Raw genomic sequence first — 25,183 nt, 5'->3', positions numbered from 1 at the left:
TTGGTATTCATTTGATTATATTCACTTTTTGGTGCAAATTTTGCTAGGTATTGCAAAAAGCACCAAAGTGCTGATAATCTGACGCTAATACTAATAAGAATGATATTTGTGCTAAAAACTAAAATTGCTACTGTTATACATATTACGCTTCTATGCACGTTTTTGTTGTATGTATTCCCTTCCTTTGCAAATAACTCTTCTTATAAACCAGCGCGCATTGCCATTATTATTGATGATATTGGCGCTAAAGCCTCAGATGCAAAAGCGTTTTCGCTGTCAAAAGAAGTGACTTTTTCTATATTGCCGCATACCAATTACTCGACAGAATTTTCGTATTGGGCAAGCCAACAAAACCGTGAAGTAATGTTACATATGCCAATGGAGTCATTACACAAAGATAACTTAGGGCCAGGGCCTATTCTTGCGAATATGTATCCGGCTCAAGTGAAGTCTGCTTTGCTTAATGCACTTGAAACAGTGCCTCATGCTGTAGGCGTTAATAATCATATGGGAAGCAAACTAACGCAAATGACCTTGCAGATGAATTCATTGATGCAGGTACTTGAAACTAACAACCTATTTTTTGTTGATAGCCGCACAACCAAATTTACAAAAGCCAGTATCATTGCTCATAAAATGGGCGTTAAATCAGCGAGCAGACATATCTTTTTAGATCATGTTCAAACAGAAGCGTTTCTTGAGCAGCAATTTGATAAGTTAATTAAGCGAGCGCAACGCTCAGGAAAAGCAATAGGTATTGCCCATCCTTACCCTGTTACTTTAGCTTTTCTTAATAAAAAGTTGGCGGCGTTACCTAGCAATGTTGAAATAATAACCGTTAGCGAATATTTAAATGAAAAAAATAAGTTTCGCGTAAATCCTCGATTAGCTAAGCAAGAAGCTAAGCCAGATGATTTACAAAACCTATACGTTTTACCTGCTGCACCTCAATAAATAACAAAATTTCGAACAAGTAGTTCCATTTACCACACTCTAACGTTATACTATAACACTGACGGCGAACACGCTGTTTTTTTTATGGGTAAAGGGCAAGTATTTTGAAAATAACGCAAATTAAATCACCTGAAGTAACTAGTCCAAGTGCTGGGCAAGGTGGCTTTAACGCAACCGTTGGTTTAAATCCGCAGCGAATAAACAACCGTAGTTTAGACCGTTTAGGCGTCTGGATCACGAGCTTGTGTGCGGTGCACTGTTTGGCCTTGCCACTTTTATTGCCGTTAGCTCCCCTAATTGCGAGTAGCTTTGTTGCTTCTGCATGGTTTGAACGCGCTATTCTAAGCTTCTCTATTTTAGTGGGCTTTGCAGCCTTATTTATTGGTTTTGCTCAGTATCATCGCCAACTTTACCCGCTGTACTCTTTAACCTTGGGCGGATTAATTTATTGGAATAAAGGCATGTTTGGTGATGCTTACGAGCCTATTACTGTAGCCGTAGGTGCGGTACTTATTATTGCCGCCCATATTACCAATTTAAAATTGTGCAAAAAATGCAAAAGTTGTGAAACCTGCTAAAGGCTACACAACTTATGTTTGAAATGTTTTATTAAACGCTTTTAGCTAAATAACTTTGCATTAGCGCAGGGTCATTCGAAAAAACTGCATCCACTCCCATATCTTGTAGTAATAGTATTTCCTTTTGAGTATTCACCGTATATGACCACACATCTAGGTTATGCATATGCGCGTGCTCCACAAATTCTTTTGTAAGCATCTCGACGTTAATGGCAGCAATATCTACCTGCAAATCTATCGCGTATTGCGCTAAATTTATGGGAAGATGCGCTATTAAAGCACCAAACTTTATTCTGCTGCTAAAACGTGTGTTTCTTACCGCCGCTTGGAGCCGCTTTAACAAAGGATGGTTAAATGCAGATAAAACAATGCTTGCATCTTCATATTGATACAAATAAGGAGTAATTTGTTGAATAAGTAGGGCAGGGTCATCAAGCTGCTTAATCTCAAGATTTAATACGCATTTGCCTTTTACTAGCTGTAACAAGTCGTTTAAGCGAGGAACTGCTTGGGCGTTAGAAAGGGGCATTTCAGATAATTCGCTTAGGCGTAAATCACTTAAAAAACCACTGCGATTGAATAGCCTATTTAGCTGAAAATCATGAAACACCACTAGGTCATCTTCAAGCTGATGCAAATCACACTCGATCCCTAATATATTTAGTTCGAGTGCTTGCTCAAAAGCTTCTATTGAGTTTTCATGATAATGAGCGCTAACGCCGCGATGAGCTAATATTTCCATTGTAAATAGCCATATTATAAAGAATTTGGGTCATATTAGTCATCAGAGGGGTAAAAAGATAGTCTTACTCTTTATTGCCAGTTTCTTTATGTGCGTTAACCGTTTCGTATACTGCGGCTGAAATAACTAATAAACCACCAATCAAGGTTTGCCAAGTGGGAGATTCATTTAACACTAAAATAGCAAGCACGAAGCCATAGAAAGGTTGCATACAGGCAACTAAAGAGAAGGTTTTTGCGCGCAAGTGCTGAAGAGCTGATGCAATCATTGCGTGGGGTAATGCTGTAAAAACGGTGCCGAGTAATAATAATAAACCCGCTGTTTCTAAGCTTATACCCGTCATATCTTCTGACACAAAAAATATAAGGCAAGGGCAAATAACCAAGCATTGATACGCCATGCCTTTCGCTCCGGGGTAGTGCGAAAAGTATTTCCTGTGTAACAAGTTGCGTAAGGCATAAAGTAAGGCTGAGAAAACGCCAACAAGGACGCCAAGGGTTACGTCATTATTAATAGATGAACTTGGTACAATTAACCAAATTCCCAACAGCACGACCAACGCACTTACAATATCTTGCAAACACAGTTTTGTATTCTCAAAGAACGGCTCTAGCAATACGGTGATTACCGGGAAGGTAAACATGGCTATCATTCCCACTGCTACAGAGGAATATTGCATTGACGCAAAGTAAGTAACCCAATGCACTGCCATAAGAATACCTAAGCCAATACCAATTAGGTAATCTTTAGACGAGTTTAGCTTAAGCGAGTGCCCACTGAGCTTTACAAATATAAACAGCAGAATGCAGGCTGGTACAGCACGCCCAAAAGTAATATCAAGGGCTGATAAGGGGATGAGCTTAGAAAACAGTGCCGTCCCGCCTAATAGCATGACTGTAATGTGCAAATTGATGAGGCTGCGCTTTATTGGATCCACAGTTTACATCCAGCCATGGGTATTTAGGATAGTCAGCAAACCTACTTATTTTCCTGAATTTTATTAGCAAAAGGAGTGCCTAAGCGAGTAACAAGGCCGCTTGATAACTCTTCAAATTCAACTGCATTTGGTTCAAAGCACAGCACTACTGTAGAGCCCAGTTTAAAGCGGCCCATTTCATCCCCTTTGTTCAGGGCAATGTTTTCGTTTTGGTGCTGCCAATGTTGAACGTACTTACCGGCCGGAGGTGTAATATTTCCCGCCCAAACCGTTTCTATGCTTGCTACTACCGTGGCGCCAACAAGCACTAGCGCCATTTTTCCCGCTGGGGTGTCAAACAAGGTGACTACGCGCTCATTTCGTGCAAACAATCCAGGTACATTTTGTGCGGTTAACGGGTTCACTGAGAATAACTCACCTGGCACATGCAAGGTGTCAGTCAGTGTGCCGTCAACAGGCATATGTATGCGATGGTAGTCTCTAGGGGCTAAGTAAATAGTGGCAAATTTTCCGCCTTTAAAACACTCGGCGAGTTCGGGTTTACCACCTAACAATGAGGTTAAGCTAAAAGTGTGGCCTTTTGCTTGGAAAATATCGTCACCAATAATATCGCCAAATTGGCTTACGGTGCCATCTACAGGGTGGCTTAAAACATCTTCACCTTCTGCAATAGGGCGAGTGCCTTCTTTCAAGGGGCGAGTAAAAAATGCATTAAAGGTTTTGTAAGAAGATGGGTTTTCCCATTTTGCTTCGCTCATATCAATGTTGAAAGCTTTGATAAAGGTTTTGATAAGAAACTGTGTTACAAAGCCAGCTTCTTTAGCCGCAAGTTTGCCAAGCATACGTGATAATAAATGCTTCGGTAAAATATATTGGGCGCGAATTTTAATCCAGTCAATCACTGTTAATGTCTCCGTATTTAAGGCGCGTATTGTATAACATGCGCGCGAATATAGAAGTAATAAAAATGATTAGGCGATTATTCTTTGATATAAGCAGGGCGGTTTTGGTCTAACGAATCTACTATTTTAAGGTAGCTGTCATATCGTTCTGCATCAATATTGCCTTCTTCAACAGCCGCGCGAATCAAACATCCAGGGTCATTCCTGTGTTTGCAATCACTAAATTTACAGCCCCCTAAGTATTCACGAAACTCAACAAAGCCATTGGTAATATCTTCTACAGGTAAATGCCACAAACCAAATTCTCTTACACCTGGTGAGTCAATAAGTTCTCCGCCGAGTGTGAATGGAATAAGCTTAGCTGCCGTTGTGGTATGTTGCCCTAAACCTGAGTTACCAGAGACTTCACCTACTACTTCATCTGAGTGAGGGAGTAATTGGTTAACTAAGCTTGATTTACCCACACCACTTTGGCCAACCAAAACGTTTACTTTATCTATAAGTATGCTCGATAGTTCGGCTAAACCTTCATCGGTTCTACAACTAGCAAAAATAACCTTGTAGCCAATTTTTTCATAAATAGAAAGGGTGGCTTTAGTTTCATCAAGCGCTTGAGGAGTAAGTAATTCTACCTTATTGATAACAACAACAGGAGGGATTTGCGCGTGCTCACACGCCACTAGGTAGCGGTCAATTATATGGGTAGATAACGCAGGTATAATGGAGCTAACCACAATAATTTGGTCAATATTAGCCGCTATTGGCTTAATGCCGTCGTAATAGTCAGGGCGTGACAAAGTGCTTTTTCTATCAAGCACGGTTTCCACTATGCCTCTATCTCGCTCTTCGCTACTTACACTGGGTCTAAAAACAACTTGGTCACCACATACCACTGATTTTACCGTTCTGCGGATATAACATTTATGTTGGTCGCGAGATTCATCTAATGTTTCAACAATGGCATGTTTTCCAAAACGACTCACAACGCGGCCATTTATTGCATCGCCTAACGTGCTATTATCTTGATCACTTTTTGAATGATCACTATTTAAGCGTTTGCTTCTATTGGCCGCTATTTGGCGTTGCTGATTTTTTGAAAGTTTTGGTTTTTTAGACACAGATTCCCATGCGCGTATTGGCGAATATTGCCCAACATGATACCTTGTTGTGTAGTTTTAGCCTAGCGATTGTGGGCAAATCAAAAAGAGTTTGTTTAAACGTAAATAGTTTCAGGAGTAGTAATGTCATTTAATGAAGAGAACCTTGTTTGGATAGATATGGAGATGACAGGCCTTGATCCCGAACAATGCGTGGTACTTGAAATTGCCAGTATTGTAACTGACAAAGATTTAAACATTATAGCTCAAGGCCCTGTTATTGCCGTGCATCAATCAGATGCGGTACTAAATGCAATGGATGAATGGTGCGTAAAGACGCACGGTGAATCAGGCCTTACAGAACGCTGCCAAAAAAGTTCTATTTCGGTAGAAGAAGCGGCGCAACAAACTATTACGTTTTTAAAAGATTATGTGCCGCAGGGCAAATCACCACTTTGCGGAAACAGCATTGGGCAAGATCGCCGATTCTTAGTCAAATATATGCCTGAGTTAGAATCGTTTTTTCATTATCGCAATATAGATGTAAGCTCAATTAAAGAATTATGTGCTCGCTGGAAACCAGAAATAGCCAAAGGTTTTAAGAAAAAAGGCGTGCATTTAGCGCTAGATGATATTATTGAGTCAATTGATGAAATGAAATATTACCGTGAAACCGTATTTAAGATATAAGGTTTGATGATATTTTAGGCGCTTGATTAAGGACTTACAAAAAAACTTAAAAAAACACTTGCACAGGCGCGAAATTCTCCTATAATGCGCCTCCAGTTTGCGGGAATAGCTCAGTTGGTAGAGCACGACCTTGCCAAGGTCGGGGTCGCGAGTTCGAATCTCGTTTCCCGCTCCACTCTTTCTTTAGGCCTAAATCCTTTAGGTTTGTATGAAAGAGTTAAGCACGAAAACATCTCTTAATTCATCATTCTTATTTTAAAAAATTTTCTTAATTTTGAAGTTCTGTATTGTCTTACATTAATTTTGCGTGCCTGCTATACTCGCATCTTGTCTGACCAGTTGGCGTTCATACTGCCACGCAAATTTATAAGAGAAAAACATGCCTAAACCTAACCCTTTACGCAAATTCGCAGAAAAAGCGTTAACCTATCCTCATTGGTTCGCCATGTTTTTGCTTACCAGTGTGTTTCGCTTCAAGGTGAAACTTGTTGGTACAAGCAAGATAAAAATTCTTGATACAGATTTACAAACGGTCACATTTTTCGTTAAAAACCGCACTAGAGTTCGCAATCATATTGGCCAAGTGCATGCGGCAACTATGGCTTTGTTAGCTGAATCGGCTACGGGTTTTGTTGTGGGTCTAAATTTACCGGGTGATAAACTGCCTTTGATTAAATCAATGGATTTAAAATACGTGCGCCGCTCTGTTGGCAGCATGAAAGCAGTTGCTCGAGTGAGTGACGAACAAATAGCCCTTATGCAAAGCCTGCCTAAAGGCGACATTATGGTAGAAGTAACGGTGACCGACGAAAGTGGTGAAGAACCTATTATTTGTGAAATGAACTGGGCTTGGGTAGAAAAACGCAGTTAATTCAATTGCTTTTACCTTGCGTTTTGTGACACTTTTTTGAACATTTAAATTTTTGTCAGGTTAAGCCTAATATTCTGTTGACTCAGCCGATATTCGATAGTAGAAATTGCAATTTATGCAAGGTCTATTATTTCGAATTATCTATCGGAGTGCGTCTACGTGTCTAATGTACGAAATGGTTTATCAAAACAAACTTTACTTAAACAGGTTTTTACCGATCCTAAGAACTATCCTTATGGTTTTTCACGCTCGGGTGATTTTTCAATTAACGAAAGCAAAGCATTAGCAGCCTATGGGTGTTATATTGCAGCCTTAGTTGATGGACATATTCAAGCTGAAAGTGACGACGATATTGCATTTATTGAGTCGGCCCACGGTAAAATAGAGCCATCAACCACTGAACAACGAGCTTGGCTGAAATATCAAAAAAGGATAAATAGGCCAAAAGCTGGCAGTATTTACGGTACAAAGAAAGCATCAAGCGATACAGCGAATGACGATTTAGTCAGTGACCTTGATGATGACTTAGACATGGATCTTGATTAAATTAGGCGGGATTTCCCGCTTTTTTAATTTTTTCGTCAACTTTTAGTATTTTCATCCTAATTTATGCGTATATTGGGATAAGCATTTCACTTTTTACCGAAAAGCGGTTTTTTCTTTGTTCTTCCTGAGGTATATTCCTCAACAATGCAATTTAAATAGATAAGGAGTCATTCAAGTGAGAATGATGTCAGGCGCCGCTATGGTAGTAGAGGCACTAAAAGATATTGGGGTAACCCACGTTTTCGGTTACCCAGGTGGTGCTGTTTTAGATATATACGACGCATTATTTGCGCAAGATGATGTAAAGCACGTTTTGGTTAGACATGAACAAGCAGCTGCTCACATGGCTGATGGCTATGCACGTTCAACGGGCAAAACAGGTACGGTACTCGTAACTTCAGGCCCCGGCGCAACTAACACTATTACCGGTATTGCCACCGCTTATATGGATTCAATTCCAATGGTGGTGTTATCAGGCCAAGTTCCTTCAATGCATATTGGCGAAGATGCTTTCCAAGAAACCGATATGGTGGGTTGTTCACGCCCAGTGGTTAAGCATAGCTTTTTAGTGAAAAAAGCCACTGATATACCTATGGCCATTGCCAAAGCATATTATATTGCAAATACAGGCCGCCCAGGCCCTGTGGTAGTTGATTTACCTAAAGACTTGGTAAATGTACAAGACGAACATCCTTATGAGTTTCCTACTGATGTAACCATGCGTTCGTACAACCCAACGCTAAAAGGCCATAACAAGCAAATAAGCAAGGCTGTAAAAAGTATTGAAAAAGCTAAGCGCCCGGTTCTTTACGTAGGCGGTGGTGCTATTGCAGCAGAAGCGCAAAGTTTAGTCACCACCTTAGCTGAAAAGTTAAACGCACCTGTTACTTGTACCCTTATGGGCTTAGGTGTGTTTTCAGGTGTGCATGAGCAATTTGTTGGTATGTTAGGTATGCACGGTACTTTAGAAGCCAATAAAACGATGCACAACGCTGACTGCATAATTGCCTTAGGTGCTCGATTTGATGACCGCGTAACCAATAACGTTGAAAAGTTTTGCCCGCATGCTGACATTATTCACGTAGACATTGACCCAGCCTCAATTTCAAAAACCGTAAATGCGCATATTCCCGTTGTAGGCTCAGTAGACCAAGTGGTAGAGCAACTACTAGAGCGCATGGGCGAAATTGATGCTGAGCAACAAAAAGAAAAGCTTGCCCAGTGGTGGTCACAAATTAATGAATGGCGCTCGGTTAAGTGCTTAAATTATACGCAAGGTGACTCTGTTATTAAGCCGCAGCGCGTAATTGAAGCGGTATACAAGCATACCAATGGTGATGCTTATGTGAGTTCTGATGTGGGGCAGCATCAAATGTTTGCTGCGCTATATTACCCATTTGACAAACCAAGACGCTGGATCAATTCAGGTGGCTTAGGAACTATGGGCTTTGGTTTACCGGCGGCCATGGGCGTGCAATTTGCTCATCCAGAAGCGTGCTCTGTTGTAGTAACCGGTGACGGTAGTATTCAGATGAATATTCAAGAGCTTTCAACCTGTTTACAGTACAACTTACCCATTAAGATTATATCGCTTAATAACCGTGCTTTAGGCATGGTAAGGCAATGGCAAGACATGATTTATAAAGGTCGCCATTCACATTCTTATATGGATTCAATGCCTGATTTTGTGAAGCTAGCAGAAGCGTATGGCCATGTAGGAATACAGGTTAACTCATTAGATGAGCTTGATGGTGCAATGGAACGTTGTTTCGCTGAAAAGAACAAGCTTGTGTTTATGGACATATTGATTGACCAAAATGAACATGTATACCCTATGCAAATTAAGTACGGCGCAATGGATGATATGCGCTTGAGCAAAACGGAGCGTACATAATGAGAAGAATTTTATCTGTTTTAATGGAAAACGCCCCTGGTGCTTTGTCTCGTATAGTTGGTGTTTTTTCGCAGCGTGGTTACAACGTTGATTCACTATGTGTTGCACCTACCTCTGATGCCAGTTTGTCTCGTTTAACGATTATTACCGAAGCCGATGATAAAGTAACTGAGCAGATTACCAAGCAAGTCAATAAACTTATTGATGTATTGCGTGTGGTTGAATTGGCAGAAGCGCCGCATGTTGAGCGTGAATTGATGCTAATAAAAGTGGCTACAAGAACTGAAATTGCTAGAGCTGAAGTAAAACGAAACGTTGATATATTCAGAGCGCGTATTTTAGATGTTACTTCACAGCACTACACAATTGAAATTACCGGTACGAGTGACAAGCTAAGTGCATTTGCCGATGTAATGGGAAATTGTGCCGACATTACTGAATCGGCTAGAACGGGTGTTTGTGGTTTGTCTCGTGGAGATAGAGCGCTAAGAATCTAATTTTCCTAGTAAATAAATATAGCCGTGCTTTAGTTTTTGTTTAGATAAAGCGCGGTTTTTTATGCCATTTATAACCAAGAGTATGCTAGAAATTATTCATTTAATAAATAATTCATAAAAAAACGCTGATTTTACATGCAGTAATTTGCATTTGTGATACACTAAACTTGTTTTTGTTACGAAATAGTTTATTAGATTCGCTTTTAACGTGTATATAACCTCTTGTTCCACCTGTAGTACTAGTGTTAGATGTTGTTATTCCTCAGTTATAAATCCCTAAGAAACACTCCTAGCAAGAATTCAATTGCGCAAATAGTTGCGCGTTATAGTTTATTTATTTGAGGTTTACATGTCTAAAGTTACAGGCACAGTTAAGTGGTTCAACCCTGAAAAAGGTTACGGTTTTTTAACGCAAGATAATGGCGGCAAGGACGTTTTCGTTCATTTCCGTGCTATCGTTGCTGAAGGTTATAAAACGCTTCCAGAAGGTCAGCGCGTATCTTTTGAAGTTGAAGAAGGCCAAAAAGGTCTTCAAGCTGCAAACGTAGAAACGCTATAAGTTTCTAGTTCGTTAGCTTGAACTAAGAGAAATTTATTTCTCTTTAAAAATGGCACTGATAAGGTGCCATTTTTGTATCTGCAGTTTATGAAATATAAACAGTGCTATACAGAATTCAGATATAAAAAAACCAGTTTAAATGTTTAAACTGGTTTTTTCGTTTCTTGTTACGCCAAATAAGTTTTAGCGTAATTGTTTACGTATATTTATACGCGCTCGAAGATAGTGGCTATGCCTTGGCCTAAACCAATACACATTGTTGCCAAGCCAACAGACTTATTATTATCTTCCATTACATTTATTAGCGTGGTCGAAATACGTGAGCCAGAACAACCTAAAGGATGACCAAGTGCAATAGCGCCTCCCTTAAGGTTTACTTTCTCTTCGTAAGTATCTAACCAGCCAAGGTGCTTAATACATGATAATGCTTGAGCTGCAAACGCTTCATTAAATTCTGCAATCTCAATATCGTCCATGGTCATGCCAGCACGTTGTAAAGCTTTCTTAGTTGCAGGTACTGGGCCAAAGCCCATAATTGCTGCATCACATCCGGCTACAGCCATTGCTTTAATTTTTGCACGAGGGGTAAGACCCATTGCTTTTGCTTTATCAGCCGACATTATTAGCATTGCTGACGCGCCGTCTGATATTGCCGATGATGTTCCAGCAGTAACTGTTCCGTTGACTGGATCAAACACTGGGCGTAAACCGGCAAGCGTTTCAGCCGTAGTTTCAGGACGAATCACTTCGTCTTGCTCAACTAAGGTTAATAGACCGTTTTCATCATGGCCTTCAGTTGCCACAATTTCGTTGTCCCAACCGCCGTTTAACGCTGCTTTGTGCGCATATTGATGTGAGCGCGCGCCAAAGGCATCTTGCATTTCACGAGTAATACCATTTTGACGACCTAACAATTCAGCTGTCATACCCATGCTGCCCGACGCTTTTGCAGTGTGCTTCGCTAGGCCTGGATGAAAATCAATGTTGTAGTTCATAGGAACGTGCCCCATGTGCTCAACACCGCCAATCATGTAAACATCACCGCGGCCAGTCATAATGCCTGAAACCGCATCATGTAGCGCTTGCATTGAAGAACCACATAAACGGTTAACTGTTACAGCGCCCGTACTTCTTGGGATATCAGTCAACAGTTGTGCGTTTCTTGCAACGTTAAAGCCTTGTTCTTTGGTTTGCTGCACGCAGCCCCAAATAATGTCTTCAATTTCTGTTGGATCCAAGTTGGGGTTACGTTCAAGTAACTTGCTCATTAGGTGCGCTGATAAAGTTTCCGCGCGCACGTTACGAAAAACGCCGCCTTTTGAACGTCCCATAGGGGTACGGATACAATCGATAACTACTACATCTTTCATATTTATTCTCCTTTGTGCTTAGGCGAAGTAAGACTTGCCCGATGCCGCCATTTCGCGTACACCGTCACTAATTTGGTAAATTGGTCCTAGGTCAGCGTATTTGTCAGCAAGTGCAACAAAGTTATCTAATCCCATTGTTTCGATGTAACGGAAAATACCGCCTCTAAACGGAGGGAAACCTAAGCCATAAAGTAGCGCCATATCGGCTTCAGCCGCGCTGCCCACTATGCCTTCTTCTAAACAACGAATCGCTTCATTTGCCATGGGGATCATTACGCGAGCGATAATTTCATCGGCATCAAAATCACGCTTTTCTGCCACGTGGCCTTCAAACAATGAATAAGCTTCAGGTGCAGGTGACTTACTAGGGCGACCACGTTTGTCAGTGCCGTAGTTGTAGAAACCTTTGCCATTTTTCTGACCAAGTCGTTTATTTGAGTACAGAAGCGTTACTGGATCATTTTCAATCTTTTGCATGCGCTCAGGGATGCCGTCAGACATTACACCAGAAGCGTGATCAGCTGTGTCCATGCCTACTACGTCAAGTAAGTATGCAGGGCCCATTGGCCAGCCAAAGATTTTCTCCATTACTTTATCAACAGCGGTAAAGTCAGCGCCATCAATTAACAGGTGGCTAAAGCCAGCAAAGTAAGGGAACAATACACGGTTAACTAGGAAACCTGGGCAGTCATTCACCACAATTGGGGTTTTACCCATTTTAAGGGTGGCCGCAACTACGGCTGAAATGGTTGCATCGCTGGTGTTTTCACCGCGAATAATTTCAACTAATGGCATTTTGTGCACAGGGTTAAAGAAGTGCATACCGCAGAAACGCTCAGGCTTATTTAAGGCTTTCGCTAACTGGTTAATAGAAATAGTAGACGTGTTAGAACAGATAATTGCATCGTCTGCTACCGTTTCTTCTGTTTCTTTTAGTACCGCTGCTTTAACGTTCGGGTTTTCTACTACGGCCTCAATTACTAGGTCAGTATGAGCAATAGCATTCATATCCAAGGTGGCAGAAATATTGTTCAGGGTAGATGCCATTGTTTTCGCATTTACCTTGCCGCGCTCCATTCCTTTTCCAAGAATTTTAGCCGCTTCGTTCAAGCCTAAATCCAGAGCAGGTTGCGCAATATCTTTCATCACAGTTGGGATGCCTTTAACCGCACCTTGATACGCAATACCGCCACCCATAATGCCAGCGCCAAGTACCGCATGGCTAGCAACAGATTTAGTGGCCGCTTTAGCCATTTTCTTGCCTTTAGCTTTTACAAGTTGGTCAGCTAAGAATATACCCACTTGAGCTTGGCATGCATCTGTTTTAGCAAGTGCAACAAAACCTTCGTTTTCAAGTTTTAATGCGCCATCTCTACCGCTAGCAGAGGCTTTTTGAACTGTTTCAACCATTTTATGCGGAGCAGGATAGTGTTTCCCCGCTTGAGCAAATACCATGGCGGCAGCCGTTGAGAAGCTCATCATTGCTTCGTTAGTATTTAGGCTTAAGGGCGCTAATTTTTGCGCTCTGCGAGCTTGCCAATCTAACTTACCGTTAATTGCGCTAAGCAACATTGTTCTGGCCGCCTGATGCAAGGCTTCTGGCGCTACAACTGCATCCACAGCGCCTTCAGCTAATGCTTTTTGGCCATTGCGATCGCGTCCGGTGGTCATCCACTCTAAGGCATTGTCTGAACCTATTACGCGAGGCAATCTAACTGTGCCACCAAATCCGGGCATAAGGCCAAGCTTAACTTCCGGTAAGCCAATTTTAGCGGTAGTGTCGGCAACTCGAAGGTCGCAAGCTAAAGTCATTTCACATCCGCCACCTAATGCAAAGCCATTAATGGCACATATAGTAGGGAAAGGTAAGTCTTCAAAGTGGTTAAACACTTGTGACGTCTTGGCTACCCATTCTAGTACTTCCGATTCTTCTAAAGCGAACAGGGCCGTGAACTCGGTGATATCTGCGCCTACAATAAATGTAGATTTGTCAGAGCGAACTAGCACTCCTTTTACGCCATCAGCAGTTTGTAAAGCAGCTGTGGCTTCACCTAACTCTGTTACAGTAATTTGGTCAAATTTGTTTACTGAACCTTGGGCATTAAAGACCAGTTCAGCAATCCCCTCGTCGGTCATGCTTACCGAGAGACACTTGCCTTCATATATCATCTTTATCTCCTGTTTAAATAATTGATAAATGCTGATTAAAGAATGTTAATTATTACTTTATCTACTTGTGTTTTGTGCCGATACGTAATGTATAGACAGTATAATTGCTTGTTCGTTTACGAGTATTGTATAACTCATATTAATATGTTTAAAAAGTATACTTTTTAACTATGTACTTTAGTCTAGGAGTGATAGGCTAAAATAAGTATCCAAACACATCGAACTTAATCTTTAAAAGATTGTATAAAATATGTTGCCGTAAATACTACGCTATTCATCCATGAGTTTTCTTCTTTTTTTGCTAAATAAGCAGTAGTAGCGTGAATACTGGTCAGACATCTTGTGAATGTTGCGCACTATAACAACAAATTCACCTTGATGCTCCACATTTAAATTTATACGAGGTAGTGAGTTAATGCTCAAAGCGGGTTTCAAATTTATCGATTTAATGGTTTTTTCTCCTGATTTTTTATCAAACCATAAGCCACTTCTAAATACACTGAAGTATTTGCGAAATGTATCTATTCCCTTATGTTTATTAATGCTCGCGCCACTCGCTAAAGCTATTGCTGCCGAGCAAACACACCTTGCTAATACGAGTTTTCAATATAATTTAGATTCACCTGAGCGCGAAAAACAGCGTGCGCAATTTTTACGTTTAGAAAAGTCAGTGTGGAAGATGGATAGTCAAGATTTAGCCGAAGCCGCTCAAAGTTTGGGCGACTATCCCTTAGTTCCCTATTTGCTTGCGCGAAAACTAGGTGACAACATTCGCCTGAATGATGAAGCTCAAATTAGCGCCTTTTTAACGCGTTATGCAGATACACCTTTAGCCAATAAATTACACTCAAAGTGGCTAAAGTACTTAGCGCGTAAAAATGAAGCAAAAAAGTTTATTCACTATTATACGCCTAGTCGTGATGCCAAACTCGCATGCTCATTTTTATCCTTTCAAATATCACAAGGTGTAGATGAAACCCAGCTATACAGTGCAATTGCTGATTTATGGACGGTTGGTCGTTCGCAGCCAAAAGAATGTGACAGCATTTTTAAACGTTGGCAAAAGGCGGGGCAGTTAAGTGAAGATTTAGTTTTATTGAGAATTAAAAAGGCAGCCGATGGCGGGAGCCATACATTAATCCCTTATTTAAAGGGTTTATTAGATGATGATAAAAAATACCTAGCAGATTTATGGCATAAAACTCGTCGTGACCCAGCAAGTGTCGCAAAAACCTCGTTGTTTCCCTCCAAGTACCCTTTGGTGGAAGCCGAGATTATGCATTATGGTTTGTCTCGATTAATTTGGCGTAATACTGAGTTAGCCTTAAAAACCCTTAAAAAAGCGGAACAAAAGGTGATTTTCACCAACGCACAGAAGTCACGTGTTTATGGGCAGTTTGCTATTAAATTAGCCATTGATGATCATCAAAAGGCAAGTGAGTACTTATTAAAGGCCGATGCCATAAGTGATGATACCGCTGTGACGCGTTGGCATTTGGCGCACTTATTGAAGCAACAAGATTGGGCGCGTGTCATTTTATTAATTGAAAATTCGCCAGCACAAAAGGTATCTGAAAACGCTTATTCGTACTGGTTGGCGCGCGCGTATGAGCACTTGGGTAGGCAAAATGAAGCAAAAGTCTTGTACCAACAGCTGGCTGAAGAACGTCATTATTACGGTTTTTTGGCTAGCGCGAGACTAGGGCAAGCCCATCAATTAGAAAACGCGCCTGTGAGCGTTAGCGAGCAGTCAGTGCAGGCAGTACTTGCATTACCTGAAACGCAACGAGCATTTGAATTACGCAAGCTTGAGCGTTTTCATGAAGCTCGCTTAGAGTGGCGCCATGCTCAGCGTCAGCTGGATCAGGCTGACAAACTCGCCGCTGCAGTTATTTCAAGCGCTTGGGAATGGCATGACCAAAGCATATTTACATTCTCTCGAGAAGGATATTTAGATGATGTTAAACGTCGTTTCCCTACTGCCTTTGAGGACATTATTGTAAAAGAGGCATTAAAAAATAAGATTGAACCGGAGTGGGCATTTGCCATAGCGCGGCGCGAGAGTTCGTTTATGCCTGATGCGGTATCACCGGCGAATGCGCGAGGCTTAATGCAAGTGTTACCAAGTACAGCCAAATATCTCGAAAAACGCCGAATAACTGCACGCCAACTTTTAGATGCTAATACTAACGTTAAAATTGGCAATAAATACTTACGTTACTTAATGAATAAGTTAAATAACAATAGTATTTTGGCAACCGCGTCTTATAACGCAGGATGGCGCCGTGTTAAGCAGTGGTTGCCCGAAAACGAAGCTCTAGAAGCTGATATTTGGGTTGAACTCATTCCTTACAAAGAAACTCGCAATTACGTGAAGGCCGTGATGGCTTATAAGCAAATATATCATTCACAATTAAATGAGGATGGCACTGTAACTGCCAATTCAAGCAAGGTTTTTAACGACTTGATTCACACCGATATCCCCGTTTCGTTATAAATTTATTGTGAATTAACTAAGAAGGCCTGCTACATGGTGGGTTTTCATGCCTTAACCTGACGAGTGACTTCGCTTGTGATATTATTTCGCTGTTAAAAAATACCAATAATAAACATAGAGCACGCCATGACAGACACGCAAGAATTCGATAGCACCTTATATTCTCAACACATAGATATTTTACAGGCGCGTACGCGCGAAGCCTTAGCCCGTGAGAGTATTGATGGATTAGTGATACATTCAGGACAAGGTAAACGTTTATTCTTAGATGATAATAACTATCCGTTTAAAGTTAACCCGCAATTTAAAGCTTGGTTACCTGTTATTGATAATCCCAATTGCTGGTTGGTAGTTAATGGCGTCGATAAACCTAAGCTAGTGTTTTATCAGCCAGTGGATTTTTGGCATGTTGTGCCGCAAACACCTACTGACTTTTGGGTAGAGCATTTTGATGTGGTGTATTTAAAACAAGCTAATAGGGTTGAGAAATTTCTGCCTTATGATAAAAGCCGTTTTGCATACATTGGTGAATATATAGAAGTAGCTAAAGCATTAGGCTTTGAGCTAGTAAATCCTGACCGCGTTTTACATTATTTACACTTTCATCGAGCTTATAAAACGGCTTATGAACTTGATTGTATGCGCGCCTCAAATAAAATAGCCGTGAATGCGCACCAAGCCGCAAAAGATGCTTTTTTCGCAGGTGCTAGTGAATTTGAAATTAACCAAGCTTACCTGTTAGGTGCTCAGCAGGGTGACAACGATGTGCCTTACAATAATATCGTGGCGCTTAATGAGCACAGTGCAATTTTGCACTATATGCATGTAGATACGCAAAAGCCTAAACAGCATTTGTCATTTTTGATTGATGCCGGAGCTAATTTTCATGGCTATGCTGCTGATATAACACGCACCTATTGTACTCAAGAGCATATATTTGCAGATTTGATTAAAGCGATTGATGCCTTAAACTTGCGTATAATTGACATGCTAAAGCCTGAGCGTAGCTATAGCGACCTGCATGAAGCTGCTTATTTAGGCGTTGCCACCATTCTTCGTGATTTTAATATGATGAATTTAGATCCTAGCGATGCAGTTGAAAAAGGCATAGTCAGCACGTTTTTCCCTCATGGCATTGGCCACATGCTAGGCCTTCAGGTGCATGATGTAGCTGGCCACGTTGCCGATGATAGAGGCACTCCGCAACCTAGCCCTGAAGCACATCCATTCTTGCGCTGTACACGAACCATAAAGGCTAATCATGTATATACGGTAGAGCCGGGTCTTTATTTCATACCCAGTTTGCTTGCTGATTTAAAGGCCAGCGAAAATTCAAAATATATGAACTGGAATGAAATTGACAACTTACGTCCTTTCGGTGGTATTCGTATTGAAGATAACGTAATAGTGCATCGTGAGCGCAACGAAAATATGACCAGAGAGGCCGGTTTGGCGTAAGGCTAAACCTGACTATGGAAAATACTCAATTTACGTGGCGCTGCCCTTCATGCGGGGAAGCTTTAACACTCCTTGAACGTACGTGGCTTTGTGAGAATAAGCATAGCTTCGATAAAGCAAAAGAAGGCTATGTTAATTTATTGCTTGCTCATCAAAAGAACAGTAAAGCGCCAGGCGACAATAATGAAATGGTTTTAGCAAGGCGTGCTTTTTTATCACAAGATCATTATTTACCCTTAGCTCAAAAAATTGCACACATTATTACTCAGGGGCATGAACAAAAAGAAACGGAAGTAAGCATATTTGATGCGGGTTGCGGAGAAGGCTATTACATTCGCCAAATACAAGAACTTGTTCAAAAGAGCGGATTGAAGGTCTTAGCTAGTGGCATTGATATTTCAAAATCAGCGGTGCAAAAAGCAGCTAAGGCAAAGGCACATAGCCAATTTGCCGTGGCGAGTTGCTATAATATTCCTCTCGCCAGTGCCAGCCAAGATTATGTGGTGCAAATATTTGCGCCTAGTTCACCTGTGGAAATTAAGCGTATTTTAAAACCCGAAGGTAAGTGGATTAGTGTTAACCCTGCTAGTGAGCACTTACATCAAATGAAGTCTATTATTTACGATACTCCTCAAGAGCATGATGTAAGTGACCAAGCCCAAGTCGGCTTTGAGATGGTAAGCCAAGAGCGCTTGTCTTTCGAAATACAGTTACACAACGAAGAGCAGCGCAGCAATTTATTAAAGATGACACCGTTTTATTGGACTATTTCTAATGAAAATAAATTGCGCTTAATGCAAGAACTGCAGTGTGTACAAATAGATTTTGACATAAAAGTCATGCAAAACGCAGATATGGCGCAAAACTAGCCTGGAGTACAGGTTTCTTTGAGCGCAAAAAGTGGGACTATTATATCAAGTCATCCGAAAGATGATTTATCGATGTCTTCGGGCAAGCTATTTGGCTTGCCCTTTTTTTTAACTATCGCGATTAACTGATAAATCAGCTAAGCCAATTAAGGCATCTTTATAAGGTGAATCAGGAATGAGGCTAAGCGCGGCTTTTGCTTTATTCGATTCTTCTATGGCTTTTTGTTGCGTATATTCAATTGAGCCATGTTTATCCATAACACTCAGTATATGATCAAAATGTGCCATGCCGTCAGCGTTTTCAATAGCGCTTCTTATTAAGGCTGCGTCCTCTTCTTTAGCATGCCACATAGCATGAAGTAGTGGCAGAGTAGGTTTTCCTTCGGCTAAATCATCACCAGCGTTTTTACCCATTTCATCTTCTTGTGCAGTGTAATCAAGCACGTCATCTATAAGCTGAAACGCAGTGCCTAAGTGCTTGCCATAATCTTGCATAGCTATTTCAATTTCGCGGGGTTGATCAGTAAGTACAGCCGCTAATTGCGTAGCGGCTTCAAACAAACGAGCGGTTTTGCTATAAATAACTTCCATATAGCTTTCTTCGCTGGTGTCTGGGTCATTCACGTTCATCAACTGCATGACTTCACCTTGCGCTATACGGTTGGTTGCATCAGACAACACTTCCATCACCGCCATTCTTTTCAAACCCACCATCATTTGAAAGGCGCGAGAGTATAAAAAGTCACCAACTAATACACTGGCTTGATTCCCAAACACCGCATTAGCGGTTTCGCGACCGCGTCGCATGGTAGATTCATCTACTACATCATCATGTAAAAGCGTTGCGGTATGAATGAACTCAATAATAGCGGCTAAGGTATGATGATCAGTGTTTTGGATGTTTAATGCTCGAGCAGCAAGAACGGTTAATAAAGGGCGGAGCCTTTTGCCACCACTGCTTACAATGTAAAACCCTAATTGGTTTATAAGCACTACATCAGAAGATACTTGCTGCTGTATTAATTTATTGACCGCTTGCATATCAGTATCAGACAAGCTTTTAATTGTGTTAAGATCCATGAAACCGCATTTTGATGATATTCTTTGCGGCATATTTTTACATTAATTGAACACTAACTCTAGATGTATGTGAATATATGTACCTGTTTTTGAGTCTAATAAGGCAGTGAGGGCGTGGTTTTAAAAGAATCCTCTATAATTGTGTAAATAAACTGCAATTTCCTCTTGTATCAAAGCACAAGTTTCCATATAATCTGCGCCCTGTTTTTTGAATTGAGCGCATGATTGCGCAGAGCGGAGAAATATATGTACGCGGTTTTCCAAAGTGGTGGCAAACAACACCGTGTGGCTGAAGGCCAAACCGTTCGTCTTGAGAAGATTGAAGTAGCTCCTGGTGAGTCTGTAAACTTCGATAATATCTTGATGGTGAGTAATGGTGACGATATTAAGATCGGCACACCTTATGTTGCTGGTGGCAAAGTTACTGCTGAAGTAGTGACTCATGGTCGTGGTGATAAAGTTAAAATTGTGAAGTTCCGTCGCAGAAAGCATTCGCGCAAGCAGATGGGACATCGTCAGTGGTTCACAGAAGTGAAAATCACTGCGATTAACGCATAATAAGTAGGAGACGAACACATGGCACATAAAAAAGCTGGTGGTAGTACCAAAAACGGTCGCGACTCAATAAGCAAACGCTTAGGTGTTAAACGCTTTGGTGGTCAAGACGTATTAGCAGGCAACATTATTGTTCGTCAGCGCGGTACAAGATTCCATCCTGGGGACAACATGGGTATTGGTCGTGACCATACTCTTTTCGCACTTGCTGACGGTAAAGTTCAGTTTGACGTGAGAGGTCCTAAAAACCGTAAATTCGTAAGTATTGTTACTGAATAATTCGGTTTTTTAAGTAATTCGAAAACCCCGCGAATGCGGGGTTTTTTTTGCGCGCTAAAGTTTGCACTTTAAGCGCGTTTATCAGATTCAGGCACATATAGTAAGTGTTCTTTACAAGGTCTTATTGATTTTGCTGAAAGCTGATATAATGAGTTTAACGACTATCGTTACCCCTTATAGTAATACAGGATTTAAGTAAGCAAATGAAATTTGTAGATGAAGCAGACATACGCGTTGAAGCTGGTGATGGCGGCAATGGTGTAGTTGGGTTTAGACGTGAAAAATATATACCCAAAGGCGGTCCTGATGGTGGTGACGGTGGTGATGGCGGCAGCGTGTATCTTGAGGCCGACGAAAATTTAAATACCCTGATTGATTTTCAATTTGAACGTTTTCATCGTGCAGAGCGCGGAAAAAACGGTCAGGGAAGTGACTGTACAGGTCGCAAAGGTGAAGATTTAACACTTAAAGTACCTGTGGGAACACGCGCTACAGACAAAGACACCGGTGAATCCTTAGGTGATTTGACCAAGCATGGCCAACGAATGAAAGTCGCCCAGGGTGGATTTCATGGTTTAGGCAATGCACGTTTTAAAACGGCAACTAACCGTGCTCCGCGCCAAAAATCAAACGGAACACCTGGTGAAATACGTAATTTATCTTTAGAGCTCATGTTGCTTGCTGACGTAGGTTTGTTGGGCTTACCGAATGCAGGTAAATCTACCTTTATACGTTCTGTATCATCGGCTAAGCCCAAAGTAGCTGATTATCCATTTACCACTCTTGTACCTAATTTGGGCGTAGTACGTCTTGATTCACAAGCAAGTTTTGTAATTGCTGATATCCCAGGTTTAATTGAGGGTGCATCTGAAGGCGCGGGTTTAGGGATTCAATTTTTAAAGCATCTAGAACGTTGTAGAATTTTATTACACCTTATTGATGTAGCCCCTGCTGATGGCAGTGACCCAGTTGAAAACGCTTTAACGATTATTAACGAACTTGAAACTTATAATCCAAAGCTTGCATCCAAACCAAGATGGTTAGTTTTCAACAAAGTTGACCTAATGCTTGAAGAAGAAGCCGATGAACTCTGCCAGCAAATTGCTGATCAGATGGGCTGGGAAGAAGATTACTATCAAATTTCGGCATTTCATAAAATGGGGTCAATGGAAATTTGCCAAGACATCATGCAATTCTTAGATGAACTTCCACCTGAAGAAATAAAAGAAGATGAAGAAATTGATTTTAAGTGGGATGAGTATAAGCGCAACGTTGAGCCTGAAGTACTTGACGAAGATGACTTTGACGACGAAGACGATGATGAAGATGACGATCATCCCAATGTAGTATACGTAAAAGAGTAAAGCGCCAATTTATGAAAATTAGCATGATTGCCGCTATGGCTAACAACAGGGTAATTGGCAAAGATAATAAAATGCCATGGCACTTACCAGCAGATCTTAAGCATTTTAAGGCCGTTACCCTAGGTAAACCTGTAGTAATGGGCCGCTTAACGTATGAGTCTATAGGTAGGGCCTTACCTGGTAGAACGAATATTGTTGTATCGAGTAATACGAGCTATTCGTTGCCTGATGCTATTGTGGTGAACACTTGTGACAAAGCGTTAGCCTTAGCCGCTAGCGAACACGAGGAAGTTATGATCATAGGCGGCGGCAGTATTTATAAACACTTCTTAAGCCAAGCTCATACCTTGTATTTAACGTTTATTGATTTAGACGTAGAAGGCGATACTCAATTTCCTGACTACAACGCTATTGCAAATTGGCAAGAAATTGAGCGCGAAGCACATGTTAAAGATGATAAAAACATTTACGATTACGAGTTTGTAAGCCTAGAAAAACGCCCCAGTTAAACATGACTTCAAGTGACTATAGCGCGCTTTTCTTAGCGTGCTCTTCTTTACTAAGCTTTTCTTTACGAACCTTTTCTTTACGAAATAGCCCTGCACTATAAACATAGCCATAAATGCCACTAAATAATATTGAAGGCGCCACTGTTAACCATAAATTAGGTGTCTTAAACAGTACGTTAATGGCAATTACCAATACACTTTGAATAAGCAAGGCCGGTAACGGTGAAATAATCACCCCAGGTAAGCACTTGCCGTGGCATTTTTGCTCAGACTCATCAATCGCTTTTTGAAACGTTTCTAGGGTAGAGCATGGGTGGGAGGCATCAGGCTTGCGGGAAATTCGAGGCATTATTAAAGGTAAACAATAAGTGCTAGCACCGAATTTTCGATAAAACACCTCAAGTAAAAAGGTAAATGCGAGAGTTACCCCTCCACTGTAGCTACCTTGAACAATAGCGGCTTTATAAAGTACGGTAGTGTTTTGGGTGACCAAACTATTAGCGTAGTAAGCCCACGCAGCATAACTGACAAAAGCTATTAGCCCTGATATTACAAGTCGAAAAATAGTAGCAGTATTCATGGCGCGTTATATTCAAATATTAAGTGTGACACTATTAAACAAGACCGTGTAGCATAAGCCTATCTTTCAAAATACTTATTTACGCGGCAAATAAGTGAAAGGGTCTACTGATTTTCCCTTTTTACGAATTTCAAAATGCAGCATAACATCGCTTGCACCAGAATCCCCCATAGTGGCAATTTGTTGGCCTTGGGTAACGTAGCTTTGCTCACTAACTAATATGGTTTGGTTATGGGCGTAGGCACTTAAAAACTCTTCATTGTGCTTAATGATCACTAAGTTTCCATACCCTTTCAGCGCATTCCCAGCATACACCACTTTACCTGCAGAGGCGGCTACAATTTTAGAGCCTAGCTCGCCTTTTATATCCAATCCTCGTTTGCTTCCATCGCTGCCTACGGTGGCTACTGTGTGTTTTCCAAAAGCAGGCCATATCCATGGACTGCTCGTTTTGCTAGGCGGATAATTAGGCTGGGGGCGAGATGTTTGCTGAGGGCGCGGTTTAATCACCGGCTTGTTGCTCACAACCGGCCTTGGTTTATTTGTTTGCGGCGCAGTAGTTGGTTTATTCGCACTAGAGGGCTTACTAGCGCTAGGGGTAGAGACGGGTGCGCTGTTGTTTGGCTTAGTTGCAGCATATGCAAGGGGCGCAGTTAAGCGTAAAGTTTGCCCAACATCAAGATTGTAGGGCGCAGGTATATTGTTAAAGCGCGCTAAATCGCGGTAATCGTTTCCACTATAAAAAGCAATAGCAAATAAGGTGTCGCCGGCTTGAACTTTGTAACTGTTCCCTTCAATTATCGCTAAATTTTGCTTAGTAGCGGTTTTCGTCGATAAATTTACAACAGGGGCAGGAACACTACGTGAGGTGCACGCAGCTATTAGGCATAGCAAAAAGCTTAAGCATAAATTGCGTTTAACTTTCGCAGAATAATTAAGCAAGATACTGTTCATGCGAGAGCCTTTAACCACTTACATAAAGATTAAATAAGCGAGTACAGCAAGTATCACAACTGCCCAACCAAGGTACTCTATGTAATCTTTAAGTTTGGCTTCCATAGGAGGGCCGCCATATTTCATAAATGCGGCTACTAAGAAAAAGCGCATTCCGCGGCCAATAGCAGAGGCTATTAAAAATGGGAAAAAGGCCATACTCAGTGCGCCTGCGCTTATAGTAAATACTTTGTAAGGGATGGGTGAAAATCCAGCTAAAAATACAACCCAAACACCGTAATCAGCAAACCAGCTTTCAGCCAAAGCTAATTTAGGCCCATAACCCCATTGCTCAATAAGAGGGGCAATAAATGATTCAAACGCAAACATTCCTAAAAAATAACCAAATACGCCGCCCACTACTGAGGCTATAGTAGTTACTAAGGCAAAACGCCACGCTTTTTCTGTTTGGCTTAACACCATAGGCGCAAGCATTACGTCGGGTGGTACAGGAAAAAACGTACTTTCCGCACAACTTAGCGCCGCTAAATATTTTTCTGCGTGCCTGTGCCTTGCCCATTTTAAACATGCATCATATAAGGGTGTGAAAATCTTCATGAAATGGCTCCTGCCACTAAGGGAACGAATTTGACTACCTCAACAACCTGTTGTTGTATGTCTCCTTGTTCTTTATCAATACATAAAAGTTTTTGCTCAGATTCCCCTACAGGAATAACTAAGCGACCACCTTCGTTAAGTTGGGCGACTAAATCTTGTGGTAGCGTTGCTGCTGCCGCGGTAACAATTATAGCATCGAAAGGTCCTTTGCTTGCCCAGCCTTGCCAACCGTCACCGTGTTTCATTTTGACATTATGCAAATCTAATTGGTTCAGTTTTCGTTTGGCTTGAAATTGCAAACTTTTGATACGCTCAACACTGCATACTTGGCTGAACAAACTTGCCAGCACCGCCGTTTGATAACCTGAACCTGTGCCTATTTCGAGTATTTTAGCTTCTGGGCCTATTTTATTGAGCAAAAGCTCGGTCATTCTAGCTACCGTATAGGGCTGAGATATAGTTTGCCCTTGCCCTATGGGCAGGGCATTATTTTCGTATGCTTTGTGCGCTAAGGCCAAGGGCAAAAATAATTCACGAGGAAGGGCTGCAATTGTGTCCAATACAGTTTGATTGCTAATGCCTTCGCCCGCTAATATATTAGCCAAGGCACGACCTTTTCTAGATGCCATGTTCAC

Annotated in this window: 26 protein-coding genes and 1 tRNA gene; 16 read left to right on the top strand and 11 right to left on the bottom strand. The window is 41.3% G+C overall.

The window, feature by feature from the left end; translation table 11 throughout:
* The first annotated feature begins 99 nt into the window (after positions 1 to 99).
* Both ACOI22_RS08090 and ACOI22_RS08085 read left to right on the top strand, forming a co-directional pair.
* The gene (locus ACOI22_RS08090) at positions 100 to 954 is read left to right on the top strand and encodes a divergent polysaccharide deacetylase family protein (RefSeq protein ID WP_420671518.1); all 855 of its coding nucleotides are present in this window, start codon (positions 100 to 102) and stop codon (positions 952 to 954) included.
* 197 nt (positions 955 to 1,151) lie between these two features.
* Positions 1,152 to 1,532 (top strand): MerC domain-containing protein, encoded by a 381-nt coding sequence (locus ACOI22_RS08085; protein ID WP_420672343.1) that lies wholly within the window; start codon positions 1,152 to 1,154, stop codon positions 1,530 to 1,532.
* Positions 1,533 to 1,563: 31 nt separating this feature from the next.
* Here ACOI22_RS08085 and ACOI22_RS08080 read toward each other — a convergent pair whose 3' ends face one another.
* From ACOI22_RS08080 to rsgA, 4 genes are all read right to left on the bottom strand, one after another.
* Positions 1,564 to 2,274: a glycerophosphodiester phosphodiesterase gene (locus ACOI22_RS08080; RefSeq protein ID WP_420671517.1), complete on the bottom strand. Its 711-nt coding sequence runs from the start codon at positions 2,272 to 2,274 to the stop codon at positions 1,564 to 1,566.
* A gap of 64 nt (positions 2,275 to 2,338) precedes the next feature.
* Positions 2,339 to 3,211: a DMT family transporter gene (locus ACOI22_RS08075; protein WP_420671516.1), complete on the bottom strand. Its 873-nt coding sequence runs from the start codon at positions 3,209 to 3,211 to the stop codon at positions 2,339 to 2,341.
* Between the two features lie 41 nt (positions 3,212 to 3,252).
* On the bottom strand, positions 3,253 to 4,113 hold the full coding sequence (gene asd, locus ACOI22_RS08070) for an archaetidylserine decarboxylase (protein ID WP_420671515.1): 861 nt from the start codon (positions 4,111 to 4,113) through the stop codon (positions 3,253 to 3,255).
* 77 nt (positions 4,114 to 4,190) lie between these two features.
* The gene (gene rsgA / locus ACOI22_RS08065) at positions 4,191 to 5,231 is read right to left on the bottom strand and encodes a small ribosomal subunit biogenesis GTPase RsgA (protein ID WP_420671514.1); all 1,041 of its coding nucleotides are present in this window, start codon (positions 5,229 to 5,231) and stop codon (positions 4,191 to 4,193) included.
* A 123-nt stretch (positions 5,232 to 5,354) separates the two neighbouring features.
* Here rsgA and orn point away from each other — a divergent pair, with 123 nt between their 5' ends.
* The 7 genes from orn to cspE all read left to right on the top strand — a co-directional run bounded on the left by orn (position 5,355) and on the right by cspE (position 10,267).
* The gene (gene orn / locus ACOI22_RS08060; protein ID WP_420671513.1) at positions 5,355 to 5,900 is read left to right on the top strand and encodes an oligoribonuclease; all 546 of its coding nucleotides are present in this window, start codon (positions 5,355 to 5,357) and stop codon (positions 5,898 to 5,900) included.
* A 99-nt stretch (positions 5,901 to 5,999) separates the two neighbouring features.
* A tRNA-Gly gene (locus ACOI22_RS08055) sits at positions 6,000 to 6,075 on the top strand.
* Between the two features lie 204 nt (positions 6,076 to 6,279).
* Positions 6,280 to 6,771, top strand: coding sequence for a DUF4442 domain-containing protein (locus ACOI22_RS08050; RefSeq protein ID WP_420671512.1), 492 nt, complete (start codon positions 6,280 to 6,282; stop codon positions 6,769 to 6,771).
* A gap of 159 nt (positions 6,772 to 6,930) precedes the next feature.
* Complete coding sequence (gene maoP, locus ACOI22_RS08045) at positions 6,931 to 7,317, top strand: DUF413 domain-containing protein (protein ID WP_420671511.1); 387 nt, start codon at positions 6,931 to 6,933, stop codon at positions 7,315 to 7,317.
* Positions 7,318 to 7,492: 175 nt separating this feature from the next.
* Entirely contained in the window at positions 7,493 to 9,211 is a 1,719-nt protein-coding gene (locus ACOI22_RS08040; RefSeq protein WP_420671510.1) for an acetolactate synthase 3 large subunit, read from the top strand.
* Positions 9,211 to 9,708 (top strand): acetolactate synthase small subunit, encoded by a 498-nt coding sequence (gene ilvN, locus ACOI22_RS08035; RefSeq protein ID WP_420671509.1) that lies wholly within the window; start codon positions 9,211 to 9,213, stop codon positions 9,706 to 9,708. The genes ACOI22_RS08040 and ilvN overlap by 1 nt, the downstream gene beginning before the upstream one ends.
* Before the next feature lie 349 nt (positions 9,709 to 10,057).
* Complete coding sequence (gene cspE, locus ACOI22_RS08030) at positions 10,058 to 10,267, top strand: transcription antiterminator/RNA stability regulator CspE (RefSeq protein ID WP_420671508.1); 210 nt, start codon at positions 10,058 to 10,060, stop codon at positions 10,265 to 10,267.
* A 206-nt stretch (positions 10,268 to 10,473) separates the two neighbouring features.
* Here the strand turns inward: cspE and fadA are convergent, their stop codons facing one another.
* Positions 10,474 to 11,637, bottom strand: coding sequence for an acetyl-CoA C-acyltransferase FadA (fadA, locus tag ACOI22_RS08025; protein ID WP_420671507.1), 1,164 nt, complete (start codon positions 11,635 to 11,637; stop codon positions 10,474 to 10,476).
* An 18-nt stretch (positions 11,638 to 11,655) separates the two neighbouring features.
* Positions 11,656 to 13,806 (bottom strand): fatty acid oxidation complex subunit alpha FadB, encoded by a 2,151-nt coding sequence (gene fadB / locus ACOI22_RS08020; RefSeq protein WP_420671506.1) that lies wholly within the window; start codon positions 13,804 to 13,806, stop codon positions 11,656 to 11,658.
* A 415-nt stretch (positions 13,807 to 14,221) separates the two neighbouring features.
* Between fadB and ACOI22_RS08015 the strand changes: the two genes are divergently transcribed.
* The 3 genes from ACOI22_RS08015 (at position 14,222) to ACOI22_RS08005 (ending at position 18,630) form a co-directional block, all read left to right on the top strand.
* Positions 14,222 to 16,303 carry a transglycosylase SLT domain-containing protein gene (locus ACOI22_RS08015; protein WP_420671505.1) on the top strand — a complete coding sequence of 694 codons (2,082 nt, stop codon included), beginning with the start codon at positions 14,222 to 14,224 and terminating at the stop codon, positions 16,301 to 16,303.
* Positions 16,304 to 16,429: 126 nt separating this feature from the next.
* Complete coding sequence (pepQ, locus tag ACOI22_RS08010) at positions 16,430 to 17,761, top strand: Xaa-Pro dipeptidase (RefSeq protein ID WP_420671504.1); 1,332 nt, start codon at positions 16,430 to 16,432, stop codon at positions 17,759 to 17,761.
* A 14-nt stretch (positions 17,762 to 17,775) separates the two neighbouring features.
* Entirely contained in the window at positions 17,776 to 18,630 is an 855-nt protein-coding gene (locus ACOI22_RS08005) for a putative RNA methyltransferase (RefSeq protein ID WP_420671503.1), read from the top strand.
* A 108-nt stretch (positions 18,631 to 18,738) separates the two neighbouring features.
* On the opposite strand, the gene ispB is transcribed toward ACOI22_RS08005, so the two are convergent.
* Entirely contained in the window at positions 18,739 to 19,710 is a 972-nt protein-coding gene (gene ispB, locus ACOI22_RS08000) for an octaprenyl diphosphate synthase (RefSeq protein ID WP_420671502.1), read from the bottom strand.
* A 246-nt stretch (positions 19,711 to 19,956) separates the two neighbouring features.
* Here ispB and rplU point away from each other — a divergent pair, with 246 nt between their 5' ends.
* From rplU to folA, 4 genes are all read left to right on the top strand, one after another.
* Positions 19,957 to 20,268: a 50S ribosomal protein L21 gene (rplU, locus tag ACOI22_RS07995; protein WP_420671501.1), complete on the top strand. Its 312-nt coding sequence runs from the start codon at positions 19,957 to 19,959 to the stop codon at positions 20,266 to 20,268.
* A gap of 18 nt (positions 20,269 to 20,286) precedes the next feature.
* Positions 20,287 to 20,544, top strand: coding sequence for a 50S ribosomal protein L27 (rpmA, locus tag ACOI22_RS07990; RefSeq protein WP_420671500.1), 258 nt, complete (start codon positions 20,287 to 20,289; stop codon positions 20,542 to 20,544).
* Between the two features lie 203 nt (positions 20,545 to 20,747).
* Entirely contained in the window at positions 20,748 to 21,908 is a 1,161-nt protein-coding gene (cgtA, locus tag ACOI22_RS07985) for an Obg family GTPase CgtA (protein WP_420671499.1), read from the top strand.
* 11 nt (positions 21,909 to 21,919) lie between these two features.
* Positions 21,920 to 22,417, top strand: coding sequence for a type 3 dihydrofolate reductase (folA, locus tag ACOI22_RS07980; protein WP_420671498.1), 498 nt, complete (start codon positions 21,920 to 21,922; stop codon positions 22,415 to 22,417).
* Positions 22,418 to 22,433: 16 nt separating this feature from the next.
* Here folA and ACOI22_RS07975 read toward each other — a convergent pair whose 3' ends face one another.
* The 4 genes from ACOI22_RS07975 to ACOI22_RS07960 all read right to left on the bottom strand — a co-directional run bounded on the left by ACOI22_RS07975 (position 22,434) and on the right by ACOI22_RS07960 (position 25,183).
* Positions 22,434 to 22,997, bottom strand: a complete 564-nt coding sequence (locus ACOI22_RS07975) for a hypothetical protein (RefSeq protein ID WP_420671497.1) — start codon at positions 22,995 to 22,997, stop codon at positions 22,434 to 22,436.
* A gap of 75 nt (positions 22,998 to 23,072) precedes the next feature.
* On the bottom strand, positions 23,073 to 23,951 hold the full coding sequence (locus ACOI22_RS07970; RefSeq protein WP_420671496.1) for a peptidoglycan DD-metalloendopeptidase family protein: 879 nt from the start codon (positions 23,949 to 23,951) through the stop codon (positions 23,073 to 23,075).
* Between the two features lie 18 nt (positions 23,952 to 23,969).
* A complete protein-coding gene (locus ACOI22_RS07965; RefSeq protein ID WP_420671495.1) occupies positions 23,970 to 24,548 on the bottom strand; it encodes a YqaA family protein in 579 nt (192 codons plus the stop codon).
* Positions 24,545 to 25,183, bottom strand: coding sequence for a protein-L-isoaspartate(D-aspartate) O-methyltransferase (locus ACOI22_RS07960; RefSeq protein ID WP_420671494.1), 639 nt, complete (start codon positions 25,181 to 25,183; stop codon positions 24,545 to 24,547). Before ACOI22_RS07960 ends, ACOI22_RS07965 begins: the two co-directional genes overlap by 4 nt.

This window comes from Glaciecola sp. 2405UD65-10, from assembly GCF_048820975.1.
In the GTDB taxonomy this organism is placed as follows: Bacteria; Pseudomonadota; Gammaproteobacteria; order Enterobacterales; family Alteromonadaceae; genus Glaciecola.
Note: the sequence above shows the minus strand (reverse complement) of the source record. Positions and strands in the feature narration are given on the sequence as shown.